Annotated in this window: 25 protein-coding genes and 1 pseudogene; 15 read left to right on the forward strand and 11 right to left on the reverse strand. The window is 63.9% G+C overall.

Features of this window, described 5'->3' with window-relative positions; genetic code table 11:
• Positions 1–7: 7 nt before the first annotated feature.
• Genes ACVWYP_RS07410 through ACVWYP_RS07430 form a run of 5 tightly spaced genes read left to right on the forward strand, consistent with a single transcriptional unit; the run spans position 8 to position 2602 of the window.
• The gene (locus tag ACVWYP_RS07410; RefSeq protein WP_304498248.1) at positions 8–427 is read left to right on the forward strand and encodes a hypothetical protein; all 420 of its coding nucleotides are present in this window, start codon (positions 8–10) and stop codon (positions 425–427) included.
• Between the two features lie 50 nt (positions 428–477).
• Complete coding sequence (gene minC, locus ACVWYP_RS07415; RefSeq protein ID WP_304498249.1) at positions 478–1194, forward strand: septum site-determining protein MinC; 717 nt, start codon at positions 478–480, stop codon at positions 1192–1194.
• Between the two features lie 21 nt (positions 1195–1215).
• Positions 1216–2031 carry a septum site-determining protein MinD gene (minD, locus tag ACVWYP_RS07420; RefSeq protein WP_016842305.1) on the forward strand — a complete coding sequence of 272 codons (816 nt, stop codon included), beginning with the start codon at positions 1216–1218 and terminating at the stop codon, positions 2029–2031.
• Positions 2031–2309 carry a cell division topological specificity factor MinE gene (gene minE / locus ACVWYP_RS07425; protein WP_026192121.1) on the forward strand — a complete coding sequence of 93 codons (279 nt, stop codon included), beginning with the start codon at positions 2031–2033 and terminating at the stop codon, positions 2307–2309. Before minD ends, minE begins: the two co-directional genes overlap by 1 nt.
• Entirely contained in the window at positions 2306–2602 is a 297-nt protein-coding gene (locus ACVWYP_RS07430; protein ID WP_016842303.1) for a hypothetical protein, read from the forward strand. Before minE ends, ACVWYP_RS07430 begins: the two co-directional genes overlap by 4 nt.
• Before the next feature lie 110 nt (positions 2603–2712).
• Here the strand turns inward: ACVWYP_RS07430 and ACVWYP_RS07435 are convergent, their stop codons facing one another.
• Positions 2713–3732 (reverse strand): NAD-dependent protein deacetylase, encoded by a 1020-nt coding sequence (locus tag ACVWYP_RS07435; RefSeq protein ID WP_456684012.1) that lies wholly within the window; start codon positions 3730–3732, stop codon positions 2713–2715.
• On the opposite strand from ACVWYP_RS07435, the gene ACVWYP_RS07440 reads away from it, so the two are divergent.
• Positions 3670–4050: a c-type cytochrome gene (locus ACVWYP_RS07440; protein WP_304498251.1), complete on the forward strand. Its 381-nt coding sequence runs from the start codon at positions 3670–3672 to the stop codon at positions 4048–4050. The genes ACVWYP_RS07435 and ACVWYP_RS07440 overlap by 63 nt on opposite strands.
• Before the next feature lie 33 nt (positions 4051–4083).
• Here the strand turns inward: ACVWYP_RS07440 and ACVWYP_RS07445 are convergent, their stop codons facing one another.
• Positions 4084–5256, reverse strand: a complete 1173-nt coding sequence (locus tag ACVWYP_RS07445) for an Ig-like domain-containing protein (protein ID WP_304498252.1) — start codon at positions 5254–5256, stop codon at positions 4084–4086.
• Between the two features lie 181 nt (positions 5257–5437).
• Complete coding sequence (locus ACVWYP_RS07450) at positions 5438–5902, reverse strand: Lrp/AsnC family transcriptional regulator (protein ID WP_304498253.1); 465 nt, start codon at positions 5900–5902, stop codon at positions 5438–5440.
• A gap of 161 nt (positions 5903–6063) precedes the next feature.
• On the opposite strand from ACVWYP_RS07450, the gene ACVWYP_RS07455 reads away from it, so the two are divergent.
• Both ACVWYP_RS07455 and ACVWYP_RS07460 read left to right on the forward strand, forming a co-directional pair.
• Positions 6064–7077: a 1-aminocyclopropane-1-carboxylate deaminase gene (locus ACVWYP_RS07455; protein ID WP_456684013.1), complete on the forward strand. Its 1014-nt coding sequence runs from the start codon at positions 6064–6066 to the stop codon at positions 7075–7077.
• A gap of 547 nt (positions 7078–7624) precedes the next feature.
• On the forward strand, positions 7625–7867 hold the full coding sequence (locus tag ACVWYP_RS07460) for a hypothetical protein (protein WP_304500454.1): 243 nt from the start codon (positions 7625–7627) through the stop codon (positions 7865–7867).
• A gap of 506 nt (positions 7868–8373) precedes the next feature.
• Here ACVWYP_RS07460 and ACVWYP_RS07465 read toward each other — a convergent pair.
• Both ACVWYP_RS07465 and ACVWYP_RS07470 read right to left on the reverse strand, forming a co-directional pair.
• Positions 8374–8490 (reverse strand): annotated as a pseudogene (locus ACVWYP_RS07465) (transposase); the annotation flags it as partial.
• Positions 8491–8896: 406 nt separating this feature from the next.
• Positions 8897–9208 carry a hypothetical protein gene (locus tag ACVWYP_RS07470; RefSeq protein WP_245288752.1) on the reverse strand — a complete coding sequence of 104 codons (312 nt, stop codon included), beginning with the start codon at positions 9206–9208 and terminating at the stop codon, positions 8897–8899.
• Between the two features lie 1163 nt (positions 9209–10371).
• Between ACVWYP_RS07470 and ACVWYP_RS07475 the strand changes: the two genes are divergently transcribed.
• A complete protein-coding gene (locus tag ACVWYP_RS07475) occupies positions 10372–10545 on the forward strand; it encodes a hypothetical protein (RefSeq protein ID WP_155258556.1) in 174 nt (57 codons plus the stop codon).
• Positions 10546–11175: 630 nt separating this feature from the next.
• Here the strand turns inward: ACVWYP_RS07475 and ACVWYP_RS07480 are convergent.
• The gene (locus ACVWYP_RS07480) at positions 11176–11307 is read right to left on the reverse strand and encodes a hypothetical protein (RefSeq protein WP_259245081.1); all 132 of its coding nucleotides are present in this window, start codon (positions 11305–11307) and stop codon (positions 11176–11178) included.
• A gap of 426 nt (positions 11308–11733) precedes the next feature.
• Here ACVWYP_RS07480 and ACVWYP_RS07485 point away from each other — a divergent pair, with 426 nt between their 5' ends.
• The gene (locus ACVWYP_RS07485) at positions 11734–12993 is read left to right on the forward strand and encodes a S1C family serine protease (RefSeq protein WP_304498256.1); all 1260 of its coding nucleotides are present in this window, start codon (positions 11734–11736) and stop codon (positions 12991–12993) included.
• Between the two features lie 264 nt (positions 12994–13257).
• Here ACVWYP_RS07485 and ACVWYP_RS07490 read toward each other — a convergent pair whose 3' ends face one another.
• From ACVWYP_RS07490 to ACVWYP_RS07500, 3 genes are all read right to left on the reverse strand, one after another.
• Positions 13258–14199 (reverse strand): metallophosphoesterase, encoded by a 942-nt coding sequence (locus tag ACVWYP_RS07490; RefSeq protein ID WP_304498257.1) that lies wholly within the window; start codon positions 14197–14199, stop codon positions 13258–13260.
• A gap of 80 nt (positions 14200–14279) precedes the next feature.
• Positions 14280–16028, reverse strand: a complete 1749-nt coding sequence (locus tag ACVWYP_RS07495) for a flavin-containing monooxygenase (RefSeq protein WP_304498258.1) — start codon at positions 16026–16028, stop codon at positions 14280–14282.
• 297 nt (positions 16029–16325) lie between these two features.
• A complete protein-coding gene (locus ACVWYP_RS07500; RefSeq protein ID WP_304498259.1) occupies positions 16326–17024 on the reverse strand; it encodes an alpha/beta hydrolase in 699 nt (232 codons plus the stop codon).
• 186 nt (positions 17025–17210) lie between these two features.
• Between ACVWYP_RS07500 and ACVWYP_RS07505 the strand changes: the two genes are divergently transcribed.
• Both ACVWYP_RS07505 and ACVWYP_RS07510 read left to right on the forward strand, forming a co-directional pair.
• Complete coding sequence (locus tag ACVWYP_RS07505) at positions 17211–17462, forward strand: SWIM zinc finger family protein (RefSeq protein WP_304498260.1); 252 nt, start codon at positions 17211–17213, stop codon at positions 17460–17462.
• A 45-nt stretch (positions 17463–17507) separates the two neighbouring features.
• A complete protein-coding gene (locus ACVWYP_RS07510; RefSeq protein ID WP_304498261.1) occupies positions 17508–18956 on the forward strand; it encodes a DUF6880 family protein in 1449 nt (482 codons plus the stop codon).
• Between the two features lie 7 nt (positions 18957–18963).
• Here ACVWYP_RS07510 and recQ read toward each other — a convergent pair whose 3' ends face one another.
• Positions 18964–20832, reverse strand: coding sequence for a DNA helicase RecQ (gene recQ / locus ACVWYP_RS07515; RefSeq protein ID WP_304498262.1), 1869 nt, complete (start codon positions 20830–20832; stop codon positions 18964–18966).
• Between the two features lie 133 nt (positions 20833–20965).
• Here recQ and ACVWYP_RS07520 point away from each other — a divergent pair, with 133 nt between their 5' ends.
• Genes ACVWYP_RS07520 through ACVWYP_RS07530 form a run of 3 tightly spaced genes read left to right on the forward strand, consistent with a single transcriptional unit; the run spans position 20966 to position 25019 of the window.
• The gene (locus ACVWYP_RS07520) at positions 20966–22309 is read left to right on the forward strand and encodes a c-type cytochrome (RefSeq protein WP_304498263.1); all 1344 of its coding nucleotides are present in this window, start codon (positions 20966–20968) and stop codon (positions 22307–22309) included.
• Positions 22306–22794 (forward strand): (2Fe-2S)-binding protein, encoded by a 489-nt coding sequence (locus tag ACVWYP_RS07525; protein ID WP_304498264.1) that lies wholly within the window; start codon positions 22306–22308, stop codon positions 22792–22794. The genes ACVWYP_RS07520 and ACVWYP_RS07525 overlap by 4 nt, the downstream gene beginning before the upstream one ends.
• The gene (locus ACVWYP_RS07530; protein WP_304498265.1) at positions 22794–25019 is read left to right on the forward strand and encodes a xanthine dehydrogenase family protein molybdopterin-binding subunit; all 2226 of its coding nucleotides are present in this window, start codon (positions 22794–22796) and stop codon (positions 25017–25019) included. Before ACVWYP_RS07525 ends, ACVWYP_RS07530 begins: the two co-directional genes overlap by 1 nt.
• Positions 25020–25222: 203 nt before the next feature.
• On the opposite strand, the gene ACVWYP_RS07535 is transcribed toward ACVWYP_RS07530, so the two are convergent.
• Entirely contained in the window at positions 25223–26443 is a 1221-nt protein-coding gene (locus tag ACVWYP_RS07535; protein WP_304498266.1) for a DUF2235 domain-containing protein, read from the reverse strand.
• Positions 26444–26513: the final 70 nt, after the last annotated feature.

The raw sequence follows: 26513 nt of genomic DNA on the forward strand, positions 1-26513 counted from the left end.
TGATTTGATGACGTTTTCTGACGTGACGGGCAACTGCGAGCCAAAGCATCTGTCATGGCAGGGCTGGCAGCTTGCACGCTCGGCACTGGAAATCGTCGCCGCGCTCGTCGGGGCGAACTTCGAATTCCTCCGAGACCCGGACAATTCGGTTGCGAAGCGGGGCGACCTCGGACAGCTCAGCGTGGCCCGTGCGTCGGCATTTCGGGCACCGCAGGATCTCAATCCAGCTGGAGTGGGTCATGACGTGGTCTGTAAACGCTTGCTCGGAATGATAGCCCCGTCTGGCGCGAAGAAAATTGATCCAGCTCAAAAACGCGGCCGTATCTCCCCCAATTCCACCTGTTCAAACGCCGAAGCGCGTTTCGGGGTCCCGGGGCGAGTGCTGTTCAAATCGGTGAAAACCCTGACCGCGTTAACCTTTGATTAACCATGCGGTCCGATTGTTAACCATTCGACAAGACAACTGAGTCAGGGGCGATGGACGCAACTCAACAGGTCGCACGTCAGCAGGTCCGCATGCGCGGCCGTTCCTACGTTGCGTTCGTTTTCTCGCCGGTCGTGCCTGTGGTGTCCTGGCTGGCCGAGATCGACGCGACGCTGGCGAAGTCGCCGGGCTTCTTCACCGGCAAGCCCATCGTGCTCGACCTTTCGGCGGTTGATCTCAGCCAGACCGCGATCGCGCATCTGATCGGCAGCCTCGCTGAACGCAACATCCGCATCCTCGGCATCGAGGGGGTCGACGAAGCGAAGCTCGGCGCCAACATGCCGCCGCTTCTGACCGGCGGCCGGGCCTGCGCGATCACCCATGTCGAGCCGCAGAAGCCGCAGGCGCAGGAAAAAAACAAGGACAAGGACAAGACCAAGTTGCCGTCGCTGCTGCTGGAGAGCCCGGTTCGTTCCGGCCAGTCGATCGTGTTCGCCGAGGGCGACGTCACCGTGCTCGGCTCGGTCGGCTCCGGCGCCGAGATCGTCGCCGGCGGCTCGATCCATGTCTACGGCACGCTGCGCGGCCGCGCGATGGCCGGCATCAACGGCAATTCGGCGGCCCGCATCTTCTGCCAGAGGATCGAGGCCGAGCTGCTCGCGATCGACGGCTACTACCAGACCGCGGACGAAATCGCCGACAGCTTGCGCAACCGGCCCGCCCAGGCGTGGCTCGAGGGCGAAATGCTGCGCATCACACCTTTGAACTGACCGACCACAAGGAGAGAGAGAATGGCCAAGGTATTGGTCGTGACGTCTGGGAAGGGCGGGGTCGGCAAAACGACCTCAACCGCCGCGCTCGGCGCGGCGCTCGCGCAAATGGGTCAGAACGTCGTCGTCATCGATTTCGACGTCGGCCTGCGCAACCTCGATCTGGTGATGGGCGCGGAGCGGCGGGTGGTGTTCGACCTCATCAACGTGGTGCAGGGCGTCGCCAAGCTGCCGCAGGCGCTGATCCGCGACAAGCGGCTGGAGAATCTCTGGCTGCTGCCGGCGTCGCAGACCCGCGACAAGGACGCGCTGAGCGAAGAGGGCGTCAAGCGCGTGATCGCCGACCTCAAGACCAAGTTCGACTGGATCCTGTGCGACAGCCCGGCCGGCATCGAGCGCGGCGCGACGCTCGCGATGCGCTACGCCGACGAAGCCGTCATCGTCACCAATCCGGAAGTGTCGTCGGTGCGCGACTCCGACCGCATCATCGGCATGCTTGATTCCAAGACGGTCCGCGCCGAGCGCGGCGAGCGCGTCGAGAAGCATCTTCTGGTCACCCGCTATGATGCCGGCCGCGCCGCGCGCGGCGAGATGCTCTCGATCGACGATATCCTGGAAATCCTTGCGACCCCCTTGCTCGGCATCGTCCCGGAAAGCCAGGACGTGCTGCGCGCTTCCAATGTCGGCTGTCCGGTCACGCTGAACGCAGCAAGCAGCGCGCCGGCGCGGGCCTATACCGACGCGGTACGCCGCCTGATGGGCGAGGCGGTGGAGATGACCGTGCCGGTTCAACGCAAGGGGCTGATGGATCGGCTACTGCGACGGAGGGCGGCATGATGAACGTAATGCGGCTGTTCGGCGGCCGCGCCGCATCGGCGCCCGTCGCGCGGGAGCGGTTGCAGATCCTGCTTTCGCATGAGCGTGGCCGGACCGGCGCGCCCGATCTCCTGGAGACACTCCGTTCGGAAATCCTGAGCGTGGTTTCCAAGCATATCGACGTCGACCCCGACAAGGTCGTGGTCCGGATGGACCGCGGCAAGTTTGTCTCGATGCTCGAGGTCGACATCGAGGTTCCCAATGGCGTGCAACGATCAAAGATGGTGGCGGCCACATGACGGCAGACAGCGATAGTCACATTGCCTGGCAGCGCGCGCAGCTCAAGAAGCTGCGGGCGGCGTTGAAGGCGATCGAGGCCGATCAGCTCGGCAAGGCCAATTGCGGCCGCGCGACGCAGATGACGATCGACGAGTTGCAGCGCAAGATCGGCGAGTCGGGCCGCTGCATCGCCGAGTACGAGCGCCGCACCCGTCGTCCGCTGGCGACGGATCTCGGCAGCCTCGCCAGCGTCAGCTGGACGCACTGGAACGCCAACATGCCGATGGCCAAGGCGCCGCGCCATCGCGCGTAGTGCGATAACCTGGCCCATCGTCATTGCGAGCGCAGCGAAGCATCCCTCCGCGGAACGATGGATTGCTTCGTCGCTATCGCTCCTCGCAATGACGTGGAGAGAGCAGCGGCTTACAACAAAAACGCCAGCGCCGTCTCGCAACTATCCTCGATCTTGAGGGTGAGCAGCTCGTCGGCTCGGGTGCGGCCGAGATTGACGGCGGCAATCGGCAGGCCTCGCTGCTCTGCCATCCGGACGAAGCGAAAGCCGGAATAGACCATCAGCGAGGAGCCGACCACCAGCACGGCGTCGGCCTGCTCGAGATGCGCCTGCGCTGACGCGACCGTATCGCGCGGTACGTTCTCGCCGAAGAACACCACATCGGGTTTCAGCACGCCGCCGCAGGCCTCGCAGGCCGGCACCACGAACGACGAAAAATCCTGCTCGAGATCGGCGTCGCCATCGGGGGCGTCGGCGGCATCGAGCGTGAGCCAGGCGGGGTTCAGCCGCGCGAGCTCGTCCTGGAATTGTTCGCGCGGCATCGTCGCGCCGCAGCCGAGGCAGCGCACCACGTCTAATCGGCCGTGCAGGTCGATCACGCGCCGGCTGCCGGCGGCCTGGTGCAGGCGATCGACATTCTGGGTCAGCAGCAGCTCGCAGCGCCCTTGCTGTTCGAGCTTGGCCAGCGCGCGATGCGCGCCATTCGGCGCCGCGCGGCCGAACCGCCGCCAGCCCACCATGCTGCGCGCCCAATAGCGCTGCCGCGTCGCCGCCTCGCCCAAGAACGCCTGGATGGTGACCGGGCGCGTCCGCTTCCAGTTGCCATCGCTGTCGCGGTAATCGGGAATGCCGGAATTGGTGCTGCAGCCGGCCCCGGTCAGGACAAACAAGCGCTGGTGGCCGGCGACGAAATCCTGCAGGGCGGGGTGTTGCATGGCAGCACATCTAGTGCGGTGCGCGCGCCTGCGCCAGATGTGGGGCCTGCCGCGAGCGGACCTTTCACGCTGCCTCTGCGTTGACCGCATGGCACCCGAGACGTGGTGCTGCGCGCGCCTGTTTGCCTGGCGCAATTGCCGACGGAGTGATCGATGCGGCCGGGATTCATCGTCGTCGTTTGCGGGTTGATGTCGCTGGCGCTGTCGCCGTCCCATGGTCAGGATGCCGGCGTGTCCGGCGAGCAGGCGTTCAACAATTCCTGCCGCACCTGCCACACGATCAAGGACGGCGACAACCGCGCCGGCCCGAACCTGCACAATGTCGTCGGCCGCAAGGCCGGATCGGTTGCGAGCTTTCCTTATTCGGAGGCGATGAAATCATCCGACATCGTCTGGGATGAGAGCACGCTGCTGCGCTTCATCGAGGATCCCGAGGCCGTGGTGTCGGGCAACGGCATGAAGCCGTATACCGGCGTGCGCTCGGCGGAGGATCGCGCCAGGATCGTGGCGTTCCTGAAATCCCCCGGCAAGTGACCGTTGCAAGTGACCGTTGACGGAAGGCCGGTCTCACCTTGCCGGCACGACGAAGACCTGGCCGGGATAGATCAAATTGGGATTGCGGATCTGCTGCGAGTTGGCCCGATAGATCACGGCGTAGCGCTGTCCGGCGCCGAATGCGCGCTGGCTGATCCGCCACAGGCTGTCGCCGCGGGCGACGGTGGTCGTCGTGATCTTCGGCACGATCACGGCGGAGGGGGACTTCACATCAGATGCGGTGGCGGTTGCCGCCGCGGCGAGCTGCGGTTTGGCCATATCCGCACGGGCGGACGAGGTTGGCGATGCCGGGATCGATGCGGTCGTCATCGTGTCCGGAACGTTGAACGGCACCTCGGCACGCGCGCGGACCTTGCCGGAGGTGGGGTCGACGTCGTCAAGCCGCACCTGATAGTTGCCGGCGGTCACGCCCTTGTTGATCGTGACCGAGAGGTGCCCCTTCTCGTCGGCTGTCGCGGACGTGATCAAGCTGCCGTTGAGATAGAGCCTGACGGTCGCGCCGGGAGCTGCCTGACCGCTCACATGGAGCTTGCCGTCCGGTTCGGTCTCGACGGCCTCGATGGCCACTTTCCCGGCCGCCGGCGCCGTGGCCGCAGGTTGCGACAGCACGCGGACCGGTTTGTCAGGTGCCATCAGCGCCACCATCGGCCGCTCCCTTGTCGCAGCCTCGAGCGCCACCGCCACGCTTTGCGTGGAGGTCACCTGCTTGCCGTCACGCGTCATGCGCAGGGTCAAGTCATAGTTTCCCGGCGGAAGCGGGCGCGGGACCATGACGAACTGGCCCGACTTGTCCGCCACGACGCGATCATGCACCTCGCCATTGCGCAGCAGTTCCACCGTCGTGCCCGGGTGCGCCCGGCCGGCGACAACGGTCTCGCCGGTCGGCTCGATGTTGACGACGTCGAACTCCGGCACCGCGTCGCCGCCTGGTGCCGGCGGCGGCCCTGCCAGCGCCTCGGCCAAGGCAGCGGTCTCGCTTTGCGTCTTTGCCAGCGCAGTCTTGTCCTGGTTTCGCGCGTCTTGGCCTCGCGCCGGAGCCGCTGGCGCGGATGGTGCCGTCGCCGTCAAAGGCGTGTTCCCGCCCAGGATTTGCTGGGTTTGGCGGATGCCGAAGACGAGCGCTGCCGTGCCGCCGGCGGCAAGTGCCAGCAACGGAATGACCAGTCGGATCGCCGTGGCGTTCATGATTGTCATCCGCGGATCAATGCCCCCGCGCGTCCGCGCGCGCGATCCCGCACCCCGCGGGGATTCCGGCACAGACTGCGCCGGTTTGCGCTGGCCATCAAGTCGGATGAAGGGATTACTTCTCTCGGGCAGGCCGGCCGACCTGGCGGCTCACGGCGCCTGGCCTGTGCCGGGATCACGTTCAAAACTCCAGCGCCGCATTGTCCACCACCTCCTTCATGACGAAGAAGGTGCGGGTCTGCCGCACGCCGGGCAGCGCGATCAGCTGATCGCCATGGATGCGCTTGAAGTCGTCGACGTCGCCGGCGCGGATCTTGAGGAAGTAGTCGAAATCGCCGGCGACGAGGTGGCAGTCGAGCACGCATTTGAGTTTCGCCACCGCCTGCTCGAAGCTCGCAAAGCTTTCCGGCGTCGAGCGGTCGAGCACGACGCCGACCATGACCAGCGTGCCCTTGCCGAGCTTGCGCGGCGCCACCATGGCGCGGACGCCGCTGAGATACCCCTCGTCGAACAGCGCCTGCGTCCGGCGATGGCAAGTCGCGGGGCTGACGCCGACCTGCTCGGCCAGCTCGGCATTGCCGAGCCGGCCGTTCTTCTGCAGCAATCTCAACATCTTGAGGTCGATGCGGTCGAGTCGGGCGGACATGGAAGAATCTCTCGCGATTGAGCAGTTTTGTGAGAGAAAACATATCATACGTGGCAAATCCAGCAATTTCCGGTAACTCCTCAAGCCGAGTTAGAGAGCACCTTTCGCGCCAGGGGTGATAGCTGTGGCCGCCGTTCTAGACCACCAATGAGGATACCAGCATGCTGGAGAAGTTCGCGCGCTATCCGCTCACATTCGGGCCGACCGCCATCGAGAAGCTCGATCGGCTGTCAAAGCATCTCGGCGGCAAGGTCGAGCTCTACGCCAAGCGCGAGGATTGCAATTCCGGGCTGGCCTATGGCGGCAACAAGCTGCGCAAGCTCGAATACATCATCCCCGACGCGATCGCCTCCAACGCCGACACGCTGGTCTCGATCGGCGGCGTGCAGTCGAACCACACCCGCATGGTTGCGGCGGTCGCGGCCAAGATCGGCATGAAGTGCCGGCTGGTGCAGGAAAGCTGGGTGCCGCATGAGGACGCGGTCTATGATCGCGTCGGCAACATCCTGCTCTCGCGCGTCATGGGCGCGGATGTGCGGCTGGTCGACGAAGGCTTCGACATCGGCATCCGCAAGAGCTGGGAGCAGGCGACCGAGGAAGTGAAGGCGGCGGGCGGCAAGCCCTATGCGATTCCGGCCGGCGCCTCCGTGCACAAATATGGCGGGCTCGGCTATGTCGGCTTCGCCGAAGAGGTGCGCGCGCAGGAGCGCCAGCTCGGCGTCAAGTTCGACTACATCGTCGTCTGCACGGTGACCGGCTCGACACATGCCGGCATGCTGGTCGGCTTCGCCGCCGACGGGCGCGCGCGCAACGTGATCGGCATCGACGGTTCGTTCACCCCCGCGCAGACCAAGGCGCAGGTGCTGTCGATCGCGCAGAACACCGCAAAGCTGGTCGAGCTCGGCCGCGACATCGTCGAGGACGATGTCGTGCTGATCGAGGACTATGCCTATCCGGCTTACGGCGTGCCGTCGGAGGAGACCAAGGAGGCGATCCGCCTCAGCGCGCGGCTGGAAGGCATGATCACCGACCCCGTCTACGAGGGGAAGTCGATGCAGGGCATGATCGATCTGGTGCAGAAGGGTTATTTCCCCGCCGGATCGAAGGTGCTCTACGCCCATCTCGGCGGCGCGCCGGCGCTCAACGGCTACGCCTACGCGTTCAGGAACGGCTGAGACGGGCCACGCATTCTCACCTCCCCTTGAAAAGGGGAGGTCGCTTTGCGCGCAGAGCAAAGCGGGTGGGGATCTGCTTTCTCCGCTTGCAGCGTCGCCTGTGGCTGCCCCCCATCCCGACCTTTCCCCCTTTCAGGGGGAAGGAGAAGAGCCGTAGCCCGGATGCAGCGAAGCGCAATCCGGGGCCCGTGCCGTTCGGGGACTATCCCGGATTTCGCCGCGCTCCATCCGGGCCACGCATTCTCACCTCCCCTTGAAAAGGGGGGGCGCTTTGCGCGCAGAGCAAAGCGGGTGGGGATCTGCTCTCTCCGCTTGCAGCGTCGCCTGCGGCTGACCCCCATCCCGACCTTCCCCCTTTCAGGGGGAAGGAGAAGAACCGTAGCCCGGATGGAGCGAAGCGCAATCCGGGGTTCGTGCCGCTCGGGGATCATCCCGGATTTCGCTGCGCTGCATCCGGGCTACACGCCTCCCGTCCCACGTCAGGTCCGCGTCAGCTTCGCCCGGTATTTTTGCCGGGCCGGGCGAGTTGGGAGACCATCGCGTGAGGATGAATGCATTCGGCCGAGCCGCCGCCGCGCTCGGCGTTGGCATCGTCGCCGTGGGGCACTGGTGCTGGGTCTACCAGGGCCAGGGTGCCGCGCCGCATGCCCGCCTGCTGGCGATGAATCATGCAGTCGAGCTCTATGCAGGCATTTTCCTGATCGGCGTCGGCGTCCATGCCCTCGCATCCTGGTACTGGTTCAGCGAACCAAATCCGCCGGCGCGCTCCTCGGTTGGGGAACAGCAATAGCGTCCGCCCTCGCGGCGAACGGGAAATGTCCGGGTTGAGGTGCTGTTCTAGTTAGGACACTTGCCTGGGGAAATCAGGACACTCATTCACATATGCAAATGCCCTTCCGTGCCATCGAGGTTCTAGCTCACGCGGGGGTGTCCAGAATCTTTCCCTACCCCACGGGCGCTCCTCGGCCTCAGCCTCCTTGCCGAGTGCTGGGGCCGTTTGTTTGAGCTCCAAGGCGGGCCTTGTCGAATGCGTGCGAACCGGTTCAAGAGTTGGACTGAGATCGAGGAGCGCTTGTTGGTCGCGTTGCATGAAGCTGGGCTGGATCATCGGCTGATAGCGGATCATATGCGCCGGACCGAAGCCGGAATTAATAGGCGGCTCGCAGTGATCGCCAACAGGGCCAAATGGGCTGAGGGCGCTCAGCGCGCCTGACGCCGTAGGCACTCCCTCGCTGGGCCGTTTCTTTAGGCCGCCGACCTAGAGGAGGGGAGCGGCGCGCAATGAGCCACGTTCGGGCTCACGGCTGCGGCGTGGTGATCTAGCTTCTTTGAGAAGCCATTGGTGAAGCGAGCAAACCGCTTCTGCGTCATCCGCAGCGTGAGGTTCTGACGTTCGACATAGCTGGTCGAGATGGCTCCTGGCACGCCGCGCTCCTCGGTTGAGGAGCCGCAGTACCCCCGTCTTCGCGGCGAACGGGAAGTGTCCGGGTTGAGGTGCTGTCCTGGCTAGGACACTCGCTGCAAGGAACCAGGACACCTGCAATCGGTTAAAGAATTTCGATCCCTTTTCGCCGGAGGGCGGTTTGATGCGATTGCATTCTGAGCGGATAGACGGTGTGGAGATTGCCTTCGCCAGCGTTTTGGCAATGTCGTTCATCGGGCTTCTTGCCAGCATAGCGTGGCTTCTGTTCGCGTAAACGCGGGACCTTGCCGTAGTCTCAGTGTCCCCTGGCACTGGGGCCGTGTTTCTACGGAAGTGGCGAGCCCGAGCGCCTTGTAGCGATTTGTCTGGAGATAGGACGCCATGACTGAGGCGGCCTTACTCAACGACGCCTTTGATATCGGACCTTCGCCGAAACAGTCTTATTTTTCCGATCAGCGGCCGGATCAGATATTTAAAGACAAGGCCAAGACAGACGATCGGCACCAAGATCGGCAAGTATGCCAAAACCGCAAGTGCGGCCAACCATTCCGGGCTGCGCTGCTCCCGCCAATAATACACCGACGCCGCGATGACGTGGGCCACCAATAGCGCCGCCCAGATGGCTAGCGCGACGTTGACCGGCTCATCGAATGTCAACGCTTCCCATGCGGCTTCACCCGGCCTTGAAGGCGTGCTTTCGCTTTCCATGGCTTGCTCGACCTCCCTCAGCTTCCAACCCCTGCGATGGCGGGGTATTCCGTGTGGAATGCTAAGGGGGACGAAAGCAGCGAACAGGCTGGCTGGAACTCCGTTCACCCACGGAGAACCCCGGATGCCCCTCTGTTCTGCTCATTGACTTAGATCAAGAACGAATGGTGTCCCATGCAAATTGATGGAGCCAGAACATCCGATGGCCGTCTCGGTTGTCCCACTGAGAACATTGACCGAGTTGCGGTTTCCGTCGCTTATTCTGAATTAGGATACTCCGAAATCCAACTTAGGGCACGAGGCTTAAATACGGACAGGACCCAATTGAGGTGCTGTCCTAGTTAGGACACTCGCAGCCGGAAATTAGGACACCCGGCCCGGCCCGTTAAGCATCCGGACGACTTCTTTACCTTTGATTTACGCAAGTTAATTGACTGGCTCACGCTTTGATTGGATCATTCGCCTCACTTGGGCAGGGAAGGTTTCATTAAGGACAATTTTTTGAGGCCCAGAGGGGCTAGCCCGATTACCGACAGCGGCGGCTCGGCGACAGCAATGAGAACGGCCCCAGCACTACCCTCCAAGGGTGCTGGGGCTGTTTCTTTGGAAATTCTTGCTCAGTAATCTCCGAAATCCAACTCAGGACACGAGGCTTAAATACGGGACAGCACCCCGATTGAGGTGCTGTCCTATTCTAGTTAGGACACTCGCAGCGGGGGAATTAGGACACCTGAAAACAGATCCGTTATGACCCGGAATCCACAACACCGTTAAAAGTCTAAATATTGGCGAGAGCTACAGCCCTCTGCTGAGAGGCAGGGGCATTTTGAGTGGCTGTTCAGCGGGGGCCGCATTTTGGTGCGGCCCCTTTTGATTCACACGGGATGCTGCGGCCATTTCATTTGGGACACGGGAAGGGCGACTGCCGTTGCCGCATGCCCGGCGCTGGACGAGCGCTGGGACGACCAAAGTGCAACTCGGCCCCGGCCCGATGCCTCGCTGGGGCCGTTTCTTTTTACGTGATGAGATCGCCGGGCGACTTGTGATCGACGAGGTTGAGGCCGGGCGTGGCCGGGGAAGAGAGCGAAATGGATGGGGCTGCGTCGCAGCGCCCATCGTCCGCGTCCCCTCTCCAAGCGGCGCCAGTAGGTCAAGGAAAGGTTATGCTGATGGCTGGCGAACGCGAACTAACAACAGGGCTTTTGGCGAAGGATGCCAGTTTCTGCTTGCTCGTGACGGACAGATCGGCGTCAAGGAAATCGAACGGGCTGATTAAGAAACTCGAACTCGACAAAGAGATTTTGGCCGAACAGGACGAGGAAGAGGCCACCAACTGAGGCGGCCTCCTTTACGTTAATGGCAAGGCTTTCCCGACATTTGGGCCGCCCTGCTATGGCAGCCATCATGCATGGAAGTTCGTTTCGCGTTTTTAGCGGCGCCCTTTTGGCCGGTCGCGGCCTTCTGTGTGGTTGAGGTCTGCGCATAGGTCGCGGTGGAACCGGCAAAAATAGCTAAGGCCAAAGCAATTCTGAAAATTGACTTCATGACTCTCCCCTCAAAGGTGTTTCGAGCGAGCGTGCGCACTTTAGCGCTCAAATCAAAATCAGGCCAAGGAAACTCGGTTCACCCACGGTGAATCCCCGGATGCCGCCGTTGTTCCGCTCGTTGAGCTAGATCAAGAACAGATGGCGACCATGGAAATTGATGGGGCCAGAACATCCAATGGCCCACTGGGGCCTAATACGGAGAGCACCAAACGACCGGTGGGGTGGAAAATAGCTGGTTCTCGGAGCATATTAGCTTTTATGAGACCGTGGCTAAAGATGACGTTGATGGTTCTCGGCTTGTGCGCAGGCTGGATGGTCATCGGTTTAGTGACCGTCGATGATGACGACGAATTCGCCCAAATCATCACGGCATATAAATCGCACTAAGAGCGACTGGCACTCCGTTCAATTGAGGCGGCCTTATATTCCGAAAGAATGCCTCATCTGAGCAACCATGCGCTGCACGGCGTCCGTGTATTGACCGTGGTTGAAGTGTTGATCGCCGATGAAAAGGCCGGCGATGACGCTTATTGCAATAAACAGCCCTTTCATGAATGGGCAATCCTTAAGCTCATTCAGCCAATGCTGAGGATCGTCGCAGGGCCACTTTAAAGAACTCTTGATGGGCCTATCCGGATCATTCCGGTCCGTTCACCCACGAATGTTCGCCGTGGGCAGAACATTCACCAAACCGCCTCAGTAGCTCTACCGAGAACAACGGCCAACCCTTGGTTTCCGTTCGCTTAATCCGAATTAGGACACTCCGAAATCCAACTCAGGACATGGGGCTTGAATACGGACGGCACCTCGATTGACATAGGAACAAAATAGGAACATAGGTTCTATAACCTGAGGGTGTGGCGATGGCCTCATCCGCGGCGGGCTTGCGTGGCTGCAGGACCAAAGTCCAAGCCGCGCTCCACTTGCGGATGAATTTCTCCGCCTCCTATGATGGGTTGTGGCTGGGGAGTGTGCGTCATGAGAGTTGCGGTCTGGGCGGTCGTTGCAGCCGCATGGCTGTTTGCGTCTGCAACTCCGTCGAGCGCGCGCGGTCCCTACGGTTCGATCAGCGTCGGCAACTGGAAAGGCGGCGCCTTCACCAACGACAAGAACGGCGCCTTCACGCATTGCTCGGCGGGCACCACGTATCAAAGCGGCATCTTCTTCATGGTGTCGATCGCCGAGAATGGCAGCTGGCGGCTCGGCTTTGCCCATGAGAGCTGGCGCCTGACGGCGGGCGAGGCCTTTCCGCTCGCGCTGACCTTCGACGGCCAGCCGGCCTTCAACGTCTACGGCATGCCGCTCGGCACGCAGCTCGTGAATGTCGAGATGCCGGTGAACTCGGCGCTGATCAACCAGTTCCGCAAGGCGCGCCAGATGACCGCCTTCGCGCAGGGACAATTGTTTCAGTTCAACCTCAATCAGACCGCGCAGCTGCTGCCGGCACTGCTCAACTGCGTCGTCTCGGTGAAGAAGAACGGCGTCGCCAATGCCGGCGAGTTCGCCGTCGCGACAAAGCCCGCGGCTGCGCCGCCGCAGCAGGCGGCTCCGGGGCCCACGCAGAAACAGGCCAGATCAGGGACGGGGACCGGCTTTGTGGTCAGCAGCAGCGGCCACGTCGTCACCAATCACCATGTTGTCGGCGGCTGCAGCGAGATCACGGGCAACCTGAGCGGCGAGGCGCCGGTCAAGCTGCGCCTGGTGTCCGATGACGAGACCAATGATCTCGCGTTGCTGCAGGCGCCGACCCCGTTCAAGGATGTCGTCAGCCTCAGGCAAAACCCCATCCTGGTCGGCAACGGCGTGGTGGCGATCGGCTATCCCTATCACGGATTGCTGACATCCGATTTCACCGTCACCACGGGCATTGTCTCTTCGTTGAGCGGCATCCTCAACGATACCCGTCATCTGCAGATCAGCGCCGCGGTGCAGCCCGGCAACAGCGGCGGTCCACTGTTCGATCTTACCGGCGCGGTGGTCGGCGTGGTGGCTGCCAAGCTCGACGCGGTCAGGATGGCGCGGGCGACGGGGACCATCCCGGAGAACATCAACTTCGCGATCAAGACCGGCGCGCTGCGCGACTTTCTCGACAACAGCGCGGTGGCGTACCGGACCGCCGAGTGGCGCGAGGAGATGAAGAAGGAAACCGCCGAGATTGCCAAGAATGCGCGCGGCTACACGCTGCTGATCACCTGCACGGTGAACGAGCAGAGCGCGAACGCGAAGAAGGGCAATTGAGACCTCCGCTACGCCGTCTTCCCGTCCTTACCGCAGGGCGACTGCATCTGGCTACCGGCCATGCGTCTTTCCTTGCGACGTCCGGGCAGCCCCCGGCTACTTTGCATGGGGTTGTTTTCGATATTTTGGCAATGGGCGCCTGCGACGGCAGTTCGTAGTTCGTAGGATGGGTAGAGCGAAGCGAAACCCATCACCGTTCCGCGTGCGAGAACGATGGGTTTCGCTGCGCTCTACCCATCCTACGTCTGTACGGGCGGGGTGAGCTCAACCGGCCCGCCGCAGCGTGTGCACGGTGATCTCGGCCGGGCAATTCAGCCGCACCGGCGCAAGGCTGGTGCCGGCGCCGGCCGAGGTGTAACCGACAAGTTCACCGAACCACCAGGCGCCTCTGCCCATCCGGCGCGGCAGCCGCGCCTCCAGCTTGATCGCGATGCCGCCGGGCAGGCAGAGCTGGCCGCCATGGGTATGGCCGCTCAGCATCAGATCGAAGCCGGCCGCCGCCGCCGCGCGGTAGGATTCCGGCGTATGCGCCAGCAGGATCGAGAATGCATCGCGCGGGATCGCCGCGGCAGCCTTTGCGGTGTCGTCGGTGCGGTAGAAATGCGCGTCGTCGATTCCGGCGAGATGGATCGTCGCGCCATCGCGCGTGATCGGCTCCTGCTCATTGAACAGCATCCTGATGCCCATCGCCTCCAGTGCCGGCGTCATGCGGATGCTGTCGTGATTGCCGAGGATGCCGTAGAGCGGCAGCTTGATCCGCGCGCACAGATCTCGCATCAGCGCGAGGCTCGCTTCAAACGGCCCATACGTCTTGCCGCGGTAGTCGCCGGTGAAAACGCAGATATCGCAGGTGATATCGCGCACGATGTCCATCAGATGCCGCATCGCGCCTTGGCTGATGTCGGCGTGGAGATCGCTGAGCTGGAGGATGGTGAAGCCGTCGAAGGCCACCGGCAGCCGCGCCGACGTCACCAGATTGCGCCGCACCTCGACCCTATCGGCATTGCGCCGCGCGCGGCCATGGAGGCCGGTCACCTTGAGCGCGGTCTCGATGATCCGCGGCGCCAGCTTCCAGTTCTCGACATTGAACACCAGCGTGCCCTGACCGAACAGCTGCTTCTCGTGCGCGGCCTCGATCCCAAGCCGGCGCACCACATGGTCGGCGCCGATCCGCTCGATCAATCCCTGCAATGCTGTGTCGGCCATGTTCCCCGTCGGCCCGCGGTTTGAAACGCGGACCGGCGCGACACTATCATGCGCAATCCCGGTGGGGATACCGCCGGCACTCAGACCACGGGAACCCGCTTCGCGGCGACCGCGGCCGGCGAGATCACCTCGATGTCGAGCGGCACCTGCCAGCGCTCGGTGAAACGCACCTGCGGCGGCGCGTTGCCGTTGCGCCCGCCCTGCAGCACGAAGCCGTCGTAACCCGAGTTCATCACCTCATTGCACTTCTGCACATAGATCGGGAAGCCGCCGATATAGGGCATGAACACGCGGGGACGGCCCGGGATGTTGGCGCCGACATACCAGGAGCTGCAAGTCGAGCGCAGCGAGACCGTGGAGACGTCGTTGACATGGGCGACCCAGGCGTCCTCGTCGTCGCGGGCCGCCTCGATCGTGCCGGCGCCGATGTCGCGCATATGGCTGATGCAATCCGCCAGCCAATCGACATGCTGCTCGATCGCCTGGATCATGCTGGCGAGCACCGACGGGCTGCCGGGCCCGGTGATCATGAACAGGTTCGGAAAGCCCTCGGAGGCGAGGCCGAGATAAGCGCGCGGGCCGGCCCGCCATTTCTCGGCCAGCGTCTGCCCGCCGCGGCCGGTGATCGCGATCTTGTCGAACGAGCCGGTCATGGCGGCAAAGCCGGTGGCGGAGACGATCGCATCGAACCTGTATTCGGTGCCGTCGACGATAATGCCTTCCGTCGTGAAGCGATCGATCGGCGTCGTCGACACGTCGACCAGCTTCACATGCGGCAGATTGTAGGTCTCGAAATAATTGGTGTCGACGCAGAGCCGCTTGCAGCCGAACACGTTTCGCGGGCACAGCAGCTCAGCCGTCGCGGGATCCTTGACGATGCCGCGGATCTTCTCGCGCGCGAAATCGGCGATGGTGTCGTTGGCGGCCTTCTCGAACAGGAGATCGCCGAACGCGCCGAGGAAGGGCAGGCCGCCGCGCTGCCAGGCTTCTTCGTATTGCTGCTCGCGCTCCCGCTCGCTCGCCTGCAAGGCGGGCTGGGCGTTGAACTGGAAATAGAAGCCGGTCGGGCGCGCACGGGCTTTTGCGCGCAGCTCCGGATAATGCGCCTTGGCTTCCCTCAGATATTCCGTCGACAGCCGCTCGTTCCATGCCGGCACCGACCAGGTCGCGGTGCGCTGAAACACCGTGAGCTCGGACGCCTGCTGCGCGATGATCGGGATCGACTGGATCGCCGATGAGCCGGTGCCGATCACGCCAACACGCAGGCCGGTGAAGTCGACGCCCTCATGCGGCCATTCGCCGGTGTGATAGATCGGCCCGCGGAAATCCGCCATGCCTGGGAAAGCCGGCCGGTTCGGCGCCGACAGGCAGCCGACCGCCATGATGCAGAACTTTGCGGTGACCCTGTCGCCGCGGTCGGTCTCGATCAGCCATGTGCCTGCCTGCTCGTCGAAGGTCGCCGCGGTGACGCGGGTGTCGAACACGATCTGGCTGCGCAGATCGAAGCGATCGGCGACGTGATTGGCGTAGGCGAGAATTTCGGGCTGCGGAGAATACTTCTCCGACCAGCTCCAGTCCTGATCGAGTTCCTCGGAGAACGAGAAGGAATATTGCAGGCTCTCGACGTCGCAACGCGCGCCGGGATAGCGATTCCAGTACCAGGTGCCGCCGACGCCGCCGCCGGCCTCATAGACCCGCGCGGTGAAGCCGAGGCCGCGCAGCCGATGCAGCATGTACATGCCGGCGAAGCCTGCACCGATCACCACGGCATCGAACGTTCCGGTTTCGGCAGGGCGCGCAGCCTTGCGCGCGGTGCTCTCCTGAGCCATGGGCCGTCTCTTCCCTATATCGTTATGTCTTGTCCGCGCCTCGTTGGACGCGGTGGACGAAGATTAGGGCGAGGGCGGCGCGGCCCGCAAGCGCGGGCGTTGCCCCGTCGGGTATGGCTCCTATGCCGCGAGGCGAAGGGCTGCGGTATCCGGGCGCTGCTTCACTCCAGCCGCTGGACCTTGGAACAGAACCACACGACCGTGCCGATGCCGCCGATCCAAAGCAGCAGGGATGGTGCCGGTCAGCGCTGCGGTAACGCCGCTTTCGAACTCACCGAATCGCTTGGAGGCGCGTGCTTACGCATTTGCCAGACTGGCCGCGGCCTCGTCGATGAAGGCGGTCACCTCGTCCGGCTTCGAGGCCAGCGAGGCATGGCCGGCAGCGAGCGTGATGATCTTGCGGGGCTTCATCCGTTCCGACATCCGCTTCTGATTGTCGGGGTTGATCATCCGGTCTTCGCTGGAAATCTGGTACCAGACCGGCTTCTTTCTCCAGGCCGGCGCGGTGACGTTGTCTCCGAACGTGCTGGCGAGCGGTGCCTTCTGCGTGACTGCCATCACCAGCGCTTCATCGGCGGGCAGATCCTGGCAGAAGCTCTCGTGAAACTTGTCAGGCTTGATCCAGAGATAGCCGTCGCTATCCGGTGCGACATTGGCAATCGCCGCCGGTGGGAGGCCCGCGGTGATGCCGCCGGGGCTCTCGCCGGCGTCCGGCGCGAAGGCCGCGATGTAAACGAGGCCGACGACGTTTGGAAGATCACCGGCTTCGGTGATGACTGCGCCACCATAGGAATGGCCGACCAGCAGCGTCGGGCCGGCCTGCTGCTTGACCATCTTGCGCAGGCGTTCGGCGTCGTCGGCGAGCGAGGTCAGCGGCATCTCGACCGCTTGCAGGTCGGTGTGCCCCTTGCGCGAGAGTGCGACGATCACCTTGCTCCAGTGCGCCGCGCCTCCCCAGAATCCGTGAACCAGAACGATCGTCGGCTTGCTGCTCATGTTCGGCTCCTCTGGTGGATGAGTTAGGGAAACGCGGTCAGGATGAGCGGGCATCCAGCGGCCGTCAACGAGACAAAGCACGGCCGCATCGCGCCGGTGTCACGATGGCGTCATCTACTCGTCGCGGTCGACACGGGTTGATATGCTGGGACATCCAGATCCCCGGAGATCAAGAGAGCCCGTGTGATGCAATCTCCAAAACGCTCCGCGCGCGACATTGAAACCGGGGCGCGGCCCGGCCGGTTCGATATTGCCGCGCTGCGGGAGACCGCTGGCGACAAAACCTTCGCTCGCGGCAGCGCTTATCAGGCGGATGGCCGGGTGGAGATCATGACGATCGGCGAGGCCCGCGTGGTTGCGCGGGTGGATGGTACTGAAATCTATCGCTGTGAGCTGACTGGGCGAGGCAAAAGCTTCTCCGGCAATTGTACTTGTTAGGCCTTCGCCGATCGGGGCTTCTGCAAGCATCTGACAGCGGTGGCCTTGACGGTCAACGATCTGGAGCTGGGCGAACCGGGACAGGCTTCGAACCGGCTTGGCAAGATTCGTGATCATCTACGCGCGAAGGGTGTCGATCGTCTTGTCGAGATGGTTATTGGGCTCGCTGAGCGCGACCCCAAGCTGCTTGAAGAACTGCAACTGTCCGTCGCGCTCGACACGGCCGATGATGCCACGCTGAGCGCGCAACTCAAGAGGGCCATCACCGACGCGACCCGGGTCCGCGGCTACATCGAGTATCGCGATATGCGAGACTGGGCTCGTCAGATTGATGGCACCCTTAATCGCATTTCGGTTCTGCTCGAAGGCGGGAGAGCGTCGCTTGTCCTTGAACTGCTCGATCATCTCTTCGCGCGAATGGACGAGGCCTTGACCAAGGTCGATGATTCCGATGGCGGCGGAGGAGCCTGCTACGCACGGGCTTGCGAAATTCATCTTACCGCCTGCCAGCAGGTAAAGCCTGATCCCATCGAATTGGCGCGCGCGCTGTTTGCCCGCGAAGTCAATTCCGAATGGGAGTTCTTCTTTGGCGCGAGCGAGACCTATGCCGACGTTCTCGGCGCGGCGGGGCTCGCTGAATATCGCAGGCTGGCAGCCGAAGGGTGGCAAAAGCTGAAATCCCGACGAGGGAGGCGAACAGAGGATCAACCCGTCGAAGGATATGCGCTTCGAGCTCTGATGGAGCGTTTTGCTGAACGGGACGGTGATGTTGACGGGATCATCGCCATTCGGGCGAGTGATCTGTCGACGGCGTATCACTATCTCGACGTTGCTCAGCTCTGTCTCGACAAGGGGCGGGAGCAGGAGGCGCTGAAATGGGCCGAAGAGGGGCTGTGGAAATTTGAGGATGAGCCGGACCAGAATTTGGTTCTCCTTACTTGTGATCTGCTTCAGCGCAACGGACGAAATGAAGACGCCAACGAACTGCTCTGGAAGCTGTTCAGTCGGGAACCCAGCGTTGAACTTTACCTGCGATTGAAATCTGCCGCTGGTGACGACAACGCGCAGATCCTCGTCCGCGACAAGGCCGTTGCCGGACTGAGCGTCCGAGCTGGGAGATCTGGCCTGCAATCGGAATGGGACGTGTTTGGAGCGGCCGAAGTTCTAGTTCGAGTGCTCATCGCGGAGGGGCTGCTGGCGGACGCATGGGCGGCTGCCGGCAAGCACGGATGCCGCGAAGTTCTGATGGAAGAGCTCGCGAAGGCGAGCGAAGCCGATCTTCCTGCCGAGGCGTTGAAGGCCTACGCCGACCTGGTCGAACGCAAGGTTCGGATGGGTGGGCAGGGCAACTACAGCGACGCTCACGCCATGATCAAGCGGATGCGGCGGCTTGAGGGAGCCACCCAGCATTCGGCCTACCTCTCCGATCTCATGACGCGCCATAAGGCGAAGCGGAATTTTATCAAGCTGCTGACGTCGAAGAAGACGTCGTGAGAATGGTTCAGCCTTCCGTCGCCTTCACGATGCGGATCAGCTCGTCGCCGTAGTGCTCGAGCTTCTTGTCGCCGATTCCTGCGATGTTGCGCAGCTCGCCCAGCGTGTCCGGCCGCATCGCGGCGATGCCGTCGATGGTGGAATCGTGCAGCACGACATAGGCCGGCACGCCGCGCTGGCGCGCGACGTCCGAGCGCCAGGCGCGCAACGCCGCATGCAGCGCGGGATTTGCGACGCCACCCGGGCTGTCGGCCGCGGGCACAAGCTCGCCGCGGCGCGACTTGCCGCGGACTGCGCGGTTGCGCGCGCCTTCCGGCTGCTCGCGCAGCATCACCGCGGTCTCGCCCTTCAGCACGCCGCGGGCGCTGTCGGTCAGAACAAGCGCGCCGAACGCGTCGCTGTCGGCACGCAGATGGCCCATCGCCACCAGCTGGCGCAGCACTGCGCGCCATTGCTTCTCGTTGAGCTCGCGGCCGATGCCGAACACCGACAGCTGGTCGTGGTTGAACTGCTTGACCCGTTCGGTCAGCCGCCCGACCAGCACGTCGATCAGGTGCATGGCGCCAAAACGTTGCCCGGTGCGGTAGACGCAGGACAGCAGCTTTTGTGCAAGCACCTTGCCGTCGCGGACGCGCGGCGGCGTCAGGCAGTTGTCGCAATTGCCGCAGATTTCCTCCGCGCGGGTCTCGCCGAAATAGCCGAGCAGGCGCTGCCGGCGGCAATGCACCGTTTCAGCCAGCGCAACCAGCGCGTCGAGCTTGCCGACCGAGACGCGCTTGAAGGCGTCGGAGCCGGTCGATTCATCGATCATGCGGCGCTGCTGCACGATGTCGGAGAGCCCGTAGGCCATCCACGCGGCCGACGGCTTGCCGTCACGGCCGGCACGTCCGGTCTCCTGGTAGTAGGCTTCGATGCTCTTCGGCAGATCGAGATGCGCGACGAAGCGCACGTCGGGCTTGTCGATGCCCATGCCGAACGCGATCGTGGCGACGATCACGATGCCGTCCTCGTTGAGGAAGCGGTCCTGATGCCGGGCACGCAGGCCGGCGTCGAGCCCGGCATGATAGGGCAACGCGGCAATGCCGGCCTCGCTGAGCGCCGCCGCGACATCCTCGACCTTGGCGCGGGACAGGCAATAGACCACGCCGGCGTCGCCGGCATGCCGCTCCTTGATGAAGTTCTTCAGCTGCGTGGTCGCATTCTGCTTGTCGACGATCTCGTAGCGGATGTTGGGCCGATCGAAGCTCGCGACGTATTGCGGTGCGTCGGTAAGCTGCAGCCGCTCGGCGATCTCCCTCCGGGTCAGCGCGTCCGCGGTCGCGGTCAGCGCGATGCGCGGCACTTTGGGGAAGCGCTCGGCGAGTGCCGACAGGCCGATATATTCCGGGCGGAAGTCATGGCCCCATTGCGAGACGCAATGCGCCTCGTCGATCGCAAACAGCGCGATCTGCGCCTGGCCGAGCAGATTGAGGCAGCGCGGCGTCAGCAGCCGCTCGGGCGCCACATAGAGCAGGTCGAGATCGCCGGCGAGCAGCCGCCGCTCGACCTCGGAGGCCTCCTCATAGGACAGTGTGGAATTGAGCACCGCGGCGTTGACGCCGGCCTCGGTGAGGCCCGCGACCTGGTCGCGCATCAGCGCGATCAAAGGCGATACCACGATGCCGCAGCCGTCGCGCAGCAGCGACGGCAGCTGATAGCACAGCGATTTGCCGCCGCCGGTCGGCATCAGCACCAGGCAATTGCCGCCATCGGTGACGTGGCGGATGATCTTTTCCTGCGCGCCGCGGAAGCCCGACAGGCCGAACACGGAACTGAGCACGGACAGCGCATCGCGAGACGGGGCGGAGGCGCGATCGAGGGCGGGCTGGGCGGTCATGGTCCCTTGCGCGATCCCTTTGGGATTTCCCAGGATTTCCTCGGGGTCAACAGGCGGTGATCGAGGTCTTATGGCCGAACGATACCGGAACGAAAGGTGTTAATACACGTCCCAACAACAAACTCAATTCAGCATGACTGGTCAGCTGCGGATCATCACAGGCATTGCCGCGATCGTGCTGGTCGCGGGCGCGGCAATGGGCCTCGCGGTCGCCCGGCGGCCACAGATTGCCGCCATTGCGCCGCCGCGGGCCGATACCTTCGACCCCGATGCGGTCAAACGCGGCCGCGAACTCGCCGCGATCGGCAATTGCAACACCTGCCATACCGTGCAGGGCGGCGCGACTTATGCCGGCGGGCTCCCGGTTCCAACGCCGTTCGGCATCGTCTTCTCATCCAACATCACGCCGGATGCCGAAACCGGTATCGGGCGCTGGCCGGAGGAGGCGTTCGTCCGCGCGATGCGCTCGGGCGTGGCGCGCGATGGCCAGCATCTCTACCCGACTTTTCCCTATGACCATTTCACCAACGTCTCGGATGCGGACGACCGGGCACTATATGCATTCCTGATGACACGACAGCCGGTCCACGCGTCGCCGCCGGCGAATCAGTTGTCGTTTCCGTTCAACTATCGACCGCTGATCGCAGGGTGGAAACTGCTGTATCTTCGCGGCGGCGATGCCCCTCAGGACTCGGCGAAGGGCGCGGAATGGAACCGCGGCGCCTATCTGGTGGAGGGGCTCGCGCATTGCGGCGCCTGCCACACGCCGCGCAACGCGCTGGGCGCCGAGCGCGTCAATGCGCAGTTCTCCGGCGGCGAGGTCGACAATTGGCATGCCTACGCGCTGAACGACACCTCGCACGCCCCGGTGCGGTGGACCGCCGACGCGCTCTACGCCTATTTGCGCCATGGCTGGCAGGCCGATCATGGCACCGCGCGCGGGCCGATGGCTGACGTGGTCGGCAATCTCTCGACGGTGCCCGACAGCGACGTGCGGGCCATCGCCGTGTACATGGCCGATATCTCGGGCGCGCCGGCGCCGGATCGCAAGCGGCCAGCCGACGTCGTAGCACAATCGTCTTCGGATGATGCGGCACAGGCCCATGCTGCCGGCGCGGCGATCTATGCCGCGGCGTGCGCCTCCTGCCATGAAGGGAGCCGCGCGCTGCCCTATGGCGGCGTCAATCTCGCGCTCAGCACGGCGATCGCAAGCCCCGACCCGCGCAACCTCCTCAATATCGTGCTGTCGGGCGTTGGCGCCGTCGAAGGCGAGCGCAGCCCGATCATGCCGGGCTTCGCCGCCAGCATCGATGATGCGCGGATGGTCGCGCTCACGGCCTATCTGCGCGCCCGATTCGGCAAGCGGCCGGCGTGGGCCAATCTCGACAAGGCGGTGCGCGATGCGCGGGCGGTGCAGGCCACGTCGCTTGCGGCGCGCGACACGCCATCAGAATCCAGACAGCGAGGCAAGCCATGATGACATTGAAGGTCAATGGCCACGATCATCAGGTCGATGCGGAGCCGGATACGCCGCTGCTCTATGCGCTGCGCAATGATCTGGCGCTCAATGCCGCCAAGTTCGGCTGCGGTCTCGGGCAATGCGGCTCCTGCACGGTGATCGTCGACGGCAAGGCGGTGCTGTCCTGCGTCACGCCGCTGGTCCTGGTCGAAGGCAAGCAGGTGACGACGCTCGAAGGGCTCGGCACCGTGGCCGCGCCGGCGCCGATCCAGCGCGCCTTCATGGAGGAGCAGGCGGCGCAGTGCGGCTACTGCATCGCCGGGATGATGATGCGCGCGCAGGCGCTGCTGATGCGCAATCCGAAGCCATCGGATGCGCAGATCCGCGCCGAGCTGGAGCCGAATCTCTGCCGCTGCGGCACCCATATGCGCATCCTGCGCGCAGTGCACCGCGCCGCCAGGTTGATGGATACGGCCGACGCCGCAAGCGACAGGAGCGTCTGATGACCGCGCCGGTGGTTCTCGATCGCCGCAGCGTGCTGGCCGGCGGCGGCGCGCTGATCGTCAGCTTCTCGCTGCGCCATGCGGTGGCGCAGGAGCAGAAGGCTACGCAGAGCCCGGAGTTGCCGGGCAACCTGGCGAAATCGCCCAATCTGGATTCCTGGATCCGCATCGATGCCAATGGCCAGGTCACGGCCTTTACGGGCAAGGCCGAACTCGGCCAGGGATTCCGCACTGCGTTCCAGCAGATCGCGGCCGAGCAGCTCGATATTCCCTTCGATGCGCTGAAGGTGATCACCGCCGACACCAAACTCACGGCGAACGAAGGCTATACGTCCGGTAGTCATTCGATGCAGGACAGCGGCACGGCGATCCTGCATGCCGCAGCGCAGGCGCGCATGTTGCTGGTGGCCGAGGCGGCAAAGCGTTTCGACCTGCCGCCCGACGGCTTGCGAACCGAGAATGCGGCCGTCGTCGCTCCCGATGGCCGGCGTCTGGGCTATGGCGAGCTTGTCGCCGCGGACATGTTGCACGTCCAGGCGCAACCGACATCGAGCCTGAAGGATCCGGCGAGCTTCAAGGTGATGGGCCAGCCGGTGCCACGCGTCGACATTCCGGCCAAGGTCACGGGCGGCGCCGCCTATGTGCAGGACATGCGGCTTCCCGGCATGGTGCATGCGCGCGTGGTGCGCCCGCCGAGCTACGGCGCGCAGCTCGTGGAATGCGACACGGCCGCGATCGAGAAAATGCCCGGCGTGATTCAAATCGTGCGCGACGGCAACTTCCTGGCCGTGGTGGCGGAGAAGGAATTTTCGGCGGTCAAGGCCATGCACGCGCTGGCCGCCGCGGCGAAGTGGCGAGAGAGCGCGAAGCTGCCGAACCAGCACGATCTGGCCAACGTGCTGACTGCGCTGCCGTCGCAGGACTTTGCAATCTTTCAAAGGAATGATCCCACGGTGAGCGGCGCGCGGTCGCTCGAAGCAACCTATACGCGGCCTTACCAGTCGCACGGCTCGATCGGGCCGTCTTGCGCGGTCGCGCAATTCGTCGATGGTGCGATGACGGTGTGGACGCACACGCAGGGCGTCTATCCCGACCGGCAGGCGATCGCCGAGATGCTCGGCATGACGCCCGCCAGCGTCCGCCTGATCCATGTCGAAGGCTCCGGCTGTTATGGCCACAATGGCGCCGACGATGCTGCGGCCGACGCCGCGCTGATCGCCCGAGCGCTGCCAGGGCGCCCGGTACGGGTGCAGTGGATGCGCGAGCAGGAGCACGGCTGGGAGCCCTATGGTCCGGCGATGGTGACGAAATTGAGCGCGTCGCTCACGGCCGACGGCAAGATCGCCGACTGGAATTTTGCGGTGTGGAGCAACACGCATTCGATGCGGCCGGGCGGCGCCGGCGCGCTGCTTGCGGCCCAGCACATGGCGCGATCATTCGCGGTGCCCGCACCAAAGCCGTTGCCGCTGCCGGAAGGTGGCGGCGATCGCAACGCGATCCCGATCTACAATTTTCCGAACGCGCATGTGATGCATCACTTCATCCCCGCGATGCCGCTGCGGATCTCCGCGATGCGCGCGCTCGGCGCCTATCACAACGTGTTCTCGACCGAGAGCTTCATGGATGAACTGGCCGGTCTCGCCGGCGCCGATCCGGTCGAGTTTCGCCTCAGGCATCTCGACGACCAGCGCGGCCGAGCGGTGGTCGAGAAGGCCGCGGAGGAGTTCGGCTGGACGCGCGGGCAGCAGCCGCCGCGAAATCGCGGTTACGGCTTCGCGTTCGCGCGCTACAAGAATCTCGCCGCCTATTGCGCCATCGCGTCCGAGGTCGAGGTCGACCGCGAAACCGGGCGGGCCCGGCTGGTGCGCGCGGTCGCCGCCGTCGACGCCGGCCAGGTCGTCAATCCGGACGGCATCACCAACCAGATCGAGGGCGCGATCGTGCAGTCGACGAGCTGGACGCTCTATGAAGGCGTCACCTTCGATGAGACAAGGATCACCAGCATCGACTGGCAGACTTACCCGATCCTGCGCTTCAATGCTGTGCCCGACAGCATCGCCGTCCACATCATCAACCGCCCCGGCCAGCCGTTCCTCGGCAGCGGCGAGACCGGGCAGGGCCCGGCCGCCGCCTCGCTCGCCAATGCCATCGCGCATGCAACCGGCAAGCGGTTGCGCGACCTGCCGCTCAGCCGCAAGCGGATCAAGGACGCGATCGATACGTGAAATGAAACTGATTTGGATTGATCTCACCGCAAACTCGTTGCACCTCTCCCGCTTGCGGGGGAGGTCGCATCGCATCGAAGATGCGATGCGGGTGGGGGCTCTTTCCTCGATGTGACTCGCGGTGATACCCCCACCCCAACCCTCCCCCGCAAGCGGGAGAGGGAGCAGGCTGCCTTCCCGGTTGCTAAATCATTCTCTAACGCTCAAGCCGTCGGCGCGGGTGGGGCCGGGGGCGGCGTCATTGGCTCGACGTTGTAGGTCTTCGGCATATTGACCGGCTTGTAGGCCGAATCCTTCTCCATGCGCTCCAGCACCGATGCATGGATGGTCGCGCCGTCCGCAATCGGCCGCGGCTCGCCGCGCGGCAGATAGAGACCGAGGAAGGATTTCCGCTCCGGCCATTCCTTCCATTTGTCGCTCTTCGGAATCCATTCCAGGATTTCCCAGGCGGCGGTCAGCGAATTGTGCAGCGGGGCGGTCGCGCTCGGCGGCACATAGTCGTGCTTGTGCGGCGGCAACGGCATCCCCCAGGCGAGATGATCGATCAGCGCCTGATCCATGTGCAGGCCGGCCGCCTTGGCCTGTTCGAGCATCCAGATCAGCGGAAACTTTGACGGGCCGCTCTGGTCTTCCGGATAGCCGCCGCCGACGTCGGAGTGCACGCCGGCAAACCAGACCTGGCGGATGTCCTGCTCCACCTCCGTTGCCGGATCGAACGGATCTGAGCGGAATTTCTGCGGCTCGATCCAGCGATTGAGTCGGAACATGCGCCTGCGCTCGTCGATCGAGATCGCCTGGCGGAACCGTTTGACGCTGGAATTGGTGCGGGTGAACAGCAGGGTCTGCAAGTCGAACAGGAAGTTGTCCTGTCGCGGCACGATGATCGAGGCCACGGTGTCCCAGACCCCGACGAACTCGATGTCGATGTTGCGGCCGCCGGCAATCTGGCTGAAGTGCCAGGCTTCCTTCAACGGAGCATAGTCGAACGTGCCGTCGGACTTCTGGGCGTCGGAGCTGGCTTTCTTGTAGGTGCCGAAGGCGTAGCTTGCGAGGTCGAGCTGGTCGACGGGCAGCAGGCCCATCACATGGACGAAGGCCGCGAGCACGCGCACCGTGTAGGCACCGCGGCTGAAGCCGAACATCCAGACCCGGTCACCGGGCTCCCACGTTCGGCACAGGAACAGGTAGGCGCCGAGCGTGTCCTGGTCGAGACCGGCGCCGAAAGCCAGCCCGAACAAGCCGCGCACCTGCTGCTTGAAGCGTCCCCAGGCGTTTTGCAGGCCGATGGTGCCGAGGCCGGGATGATAATAGATCCGCTGCCGGTCATTCTTGTCGGCGACGCGGAACAGCTTCAGCACGTTGGAAATATTGTCACCGATCTCGTTGCCGGTGCCGTCGCAACAAATCACAATATCCTTCGGCATCCGTTGCCCTCGCGGTCGCCGTGAAAATTCGCGGCATCTATGTACGGCAGAATGCGGTGAAAATTCAATC

Source organism: Bradyrhizobium sp. USDA 3262, from assembly GCF_054060035.1.

Bases quoted from the DNA above. Each gene is read 5' to 3' on its own strand.
- ACVWYP_RS07475 (WP_155258556.1), top strand. From the start codon at position 10,372: ATGCTGATGGCTGGCGAACGCGAACTAACAACAGGGCTTTTGGCGAAG.
- ACVWYP_RS07495 (WP_304498258.1), bottom strand. From the start codon at position 16,028: ATGGCTCAGGAGAGCACCGCGCGCAAGGCTGCGCGCCCTGCCGAAACC.
- ACVWYP_RS07460 (WP_304500454.1), top strand. From the start codon at position 7,625: ATGAATGCATTCGGCCGAGCCGCCGCCGCGCTCGGCGTTGGCATCGTC.
- ACVWYP_RS07445 (WP_304498252.1), bottom strand. From the start codon at position 5,256: ATGAACGCCACGGCGATCCGACTGGTCATTCCGTTGCTGGCACTTGCC.
- minD (WP_016842305.1), top strand. From the start codon at position 1,216: ATGGCCAAGGTATTGGTCGTGACGTCTGGGAAGGGCGGGGTCGGCAAA.
- ACVWYP_RS07530 (WP_304498265.1), top strand. From the start codon at position 22,794: ATGACCGCGCCGGTGGTTCTCGATCGCCGCAGCGTGCTGGCCGGCGGC.
- ACVWYP_RS07525 (WP_304498264.1), top strand. From the start codon at position 22,306: ATGATGACATTGAAGGTCAATGGCCACGATCATCAGGTCGATGCGGAG.
- ACVWYP_RS07520 (WP_304498263.1), top strand. From the start codon at position 20,966: ATGACTGGTCAGCTGCGGATCATCACAGGCATTGCCGCGATCGTGCTG.
- ACVWYP_RS07450 (WP_304498253.1), bottom strand. From the start codon at position 5,902: ATGTCCGCCCGACTCGACCGCATCGACCTCAAGATGTTGAGATTGCTG.
- ACVWYP_RS07430 (WP_016842303.1), top strand. From the start codon at position 2,306: ATGACGGCAGACAGCGATAGTCACATTGCCTGGCAGCGCGCGCAGCTC.
- ACVWYP_RS07440 (WP_304498251.1), top strand. From the start codon at position 3,670: ATGCGGCCGGGATTCATCGTCGTCGTTTGCGGGTTGATGTCGCTGGCG.
- ACVWYP_RS07500 (WP_304498259.1), bottom strand. From the start codon at position 17,024: ATGAGCAGCAAGCCGACGATCGTTCTGGTTCACGGATTCTGGGGAGGC.
- ACVWYP_RS07485 (WP_304498256.1), top strand. From the start codon at position 11,734: ATGAGAGTTGCGGTCTGGGCGGTCGTTGCAGCCGCATGGCTGTTTGCG.
- ACVWYP_RS07490 (WP_304498257.1), bottom strand. From the start codon at position 14,199: ATGGCCGACACAGCATTGCAGGGATTGATCGAGCGGATCGGCGCCGAC.
- ACVWYP_RS07480 (WP_259245081.1), bottom strand. From the start codon at position 11,307: ATGAAAGGGCTGTTTATTGCAATAAGCGTCATCGCCGGCCTTTTCATC.
- recQ (WP_304498262.1), bottom strand. From the start codon at position 20,832: ATGACCGCCCAGCCCGCCCTCGATCGCGCCTCCGCCCCGTCTCGCGAT.
- minE (WP_026192121.1), top strand. From the start codon at position 2,031: ATGAACGTAATGCGGCTGTTCGGCGGCCGCGCCGCATCGGCGCCCGTC.
- ACVWYP_RS07455 (WP_456684013.1), top strand. From the start codon at position 6,064: ATGCTGGAGAAGTTCGCGCGCTATCCGCTCACATTCGGGCCGACCGCC.
- minC (WP_304498249.1), top strand. From the start codon at position 478: ATGGACGCAACTCAACAGGTCGCACGTCAGCAGGTCCGCATGCGCGGC.
- ACVWYP_RS07535 (WP_304498266.1), bottom strand. From the start codon at position 26,443: ATGCCGAAGGATATTGTGATTTGTTGCGACGGCACCGGCAACGAGATC.
- ACVWYP_RS07505 (WP_304498260.1), top strand. From the start codon at position 17,211: ATGCAATCTCCAAAACGCTCCGCGCGCGACATTGAAACCGGGGCGCGG.
- ACVWYP_RS07410 (WP_304498248.1), top strand. From the start codon at position 8: ATGACGTTTTCTGACGTGACGGGCAACTGCGAGCCAAAGCATCTGTCA.
- ACVWYP_RS07435 (WP_456684012.1), bottom strand. From the start codon at position 3,732: ATGGGACGGCGACAGCGCCAGCGACATCAACCCGCAAACGACGACGAT.
- ACVWYP_RS07470 (WP_245288752.1), bottom strand. From the start codon at position 9,208: ATGGAAAGCGAAAGCACGCCTTCAAGGCCGGGTGAAGCCGCATGGGAA.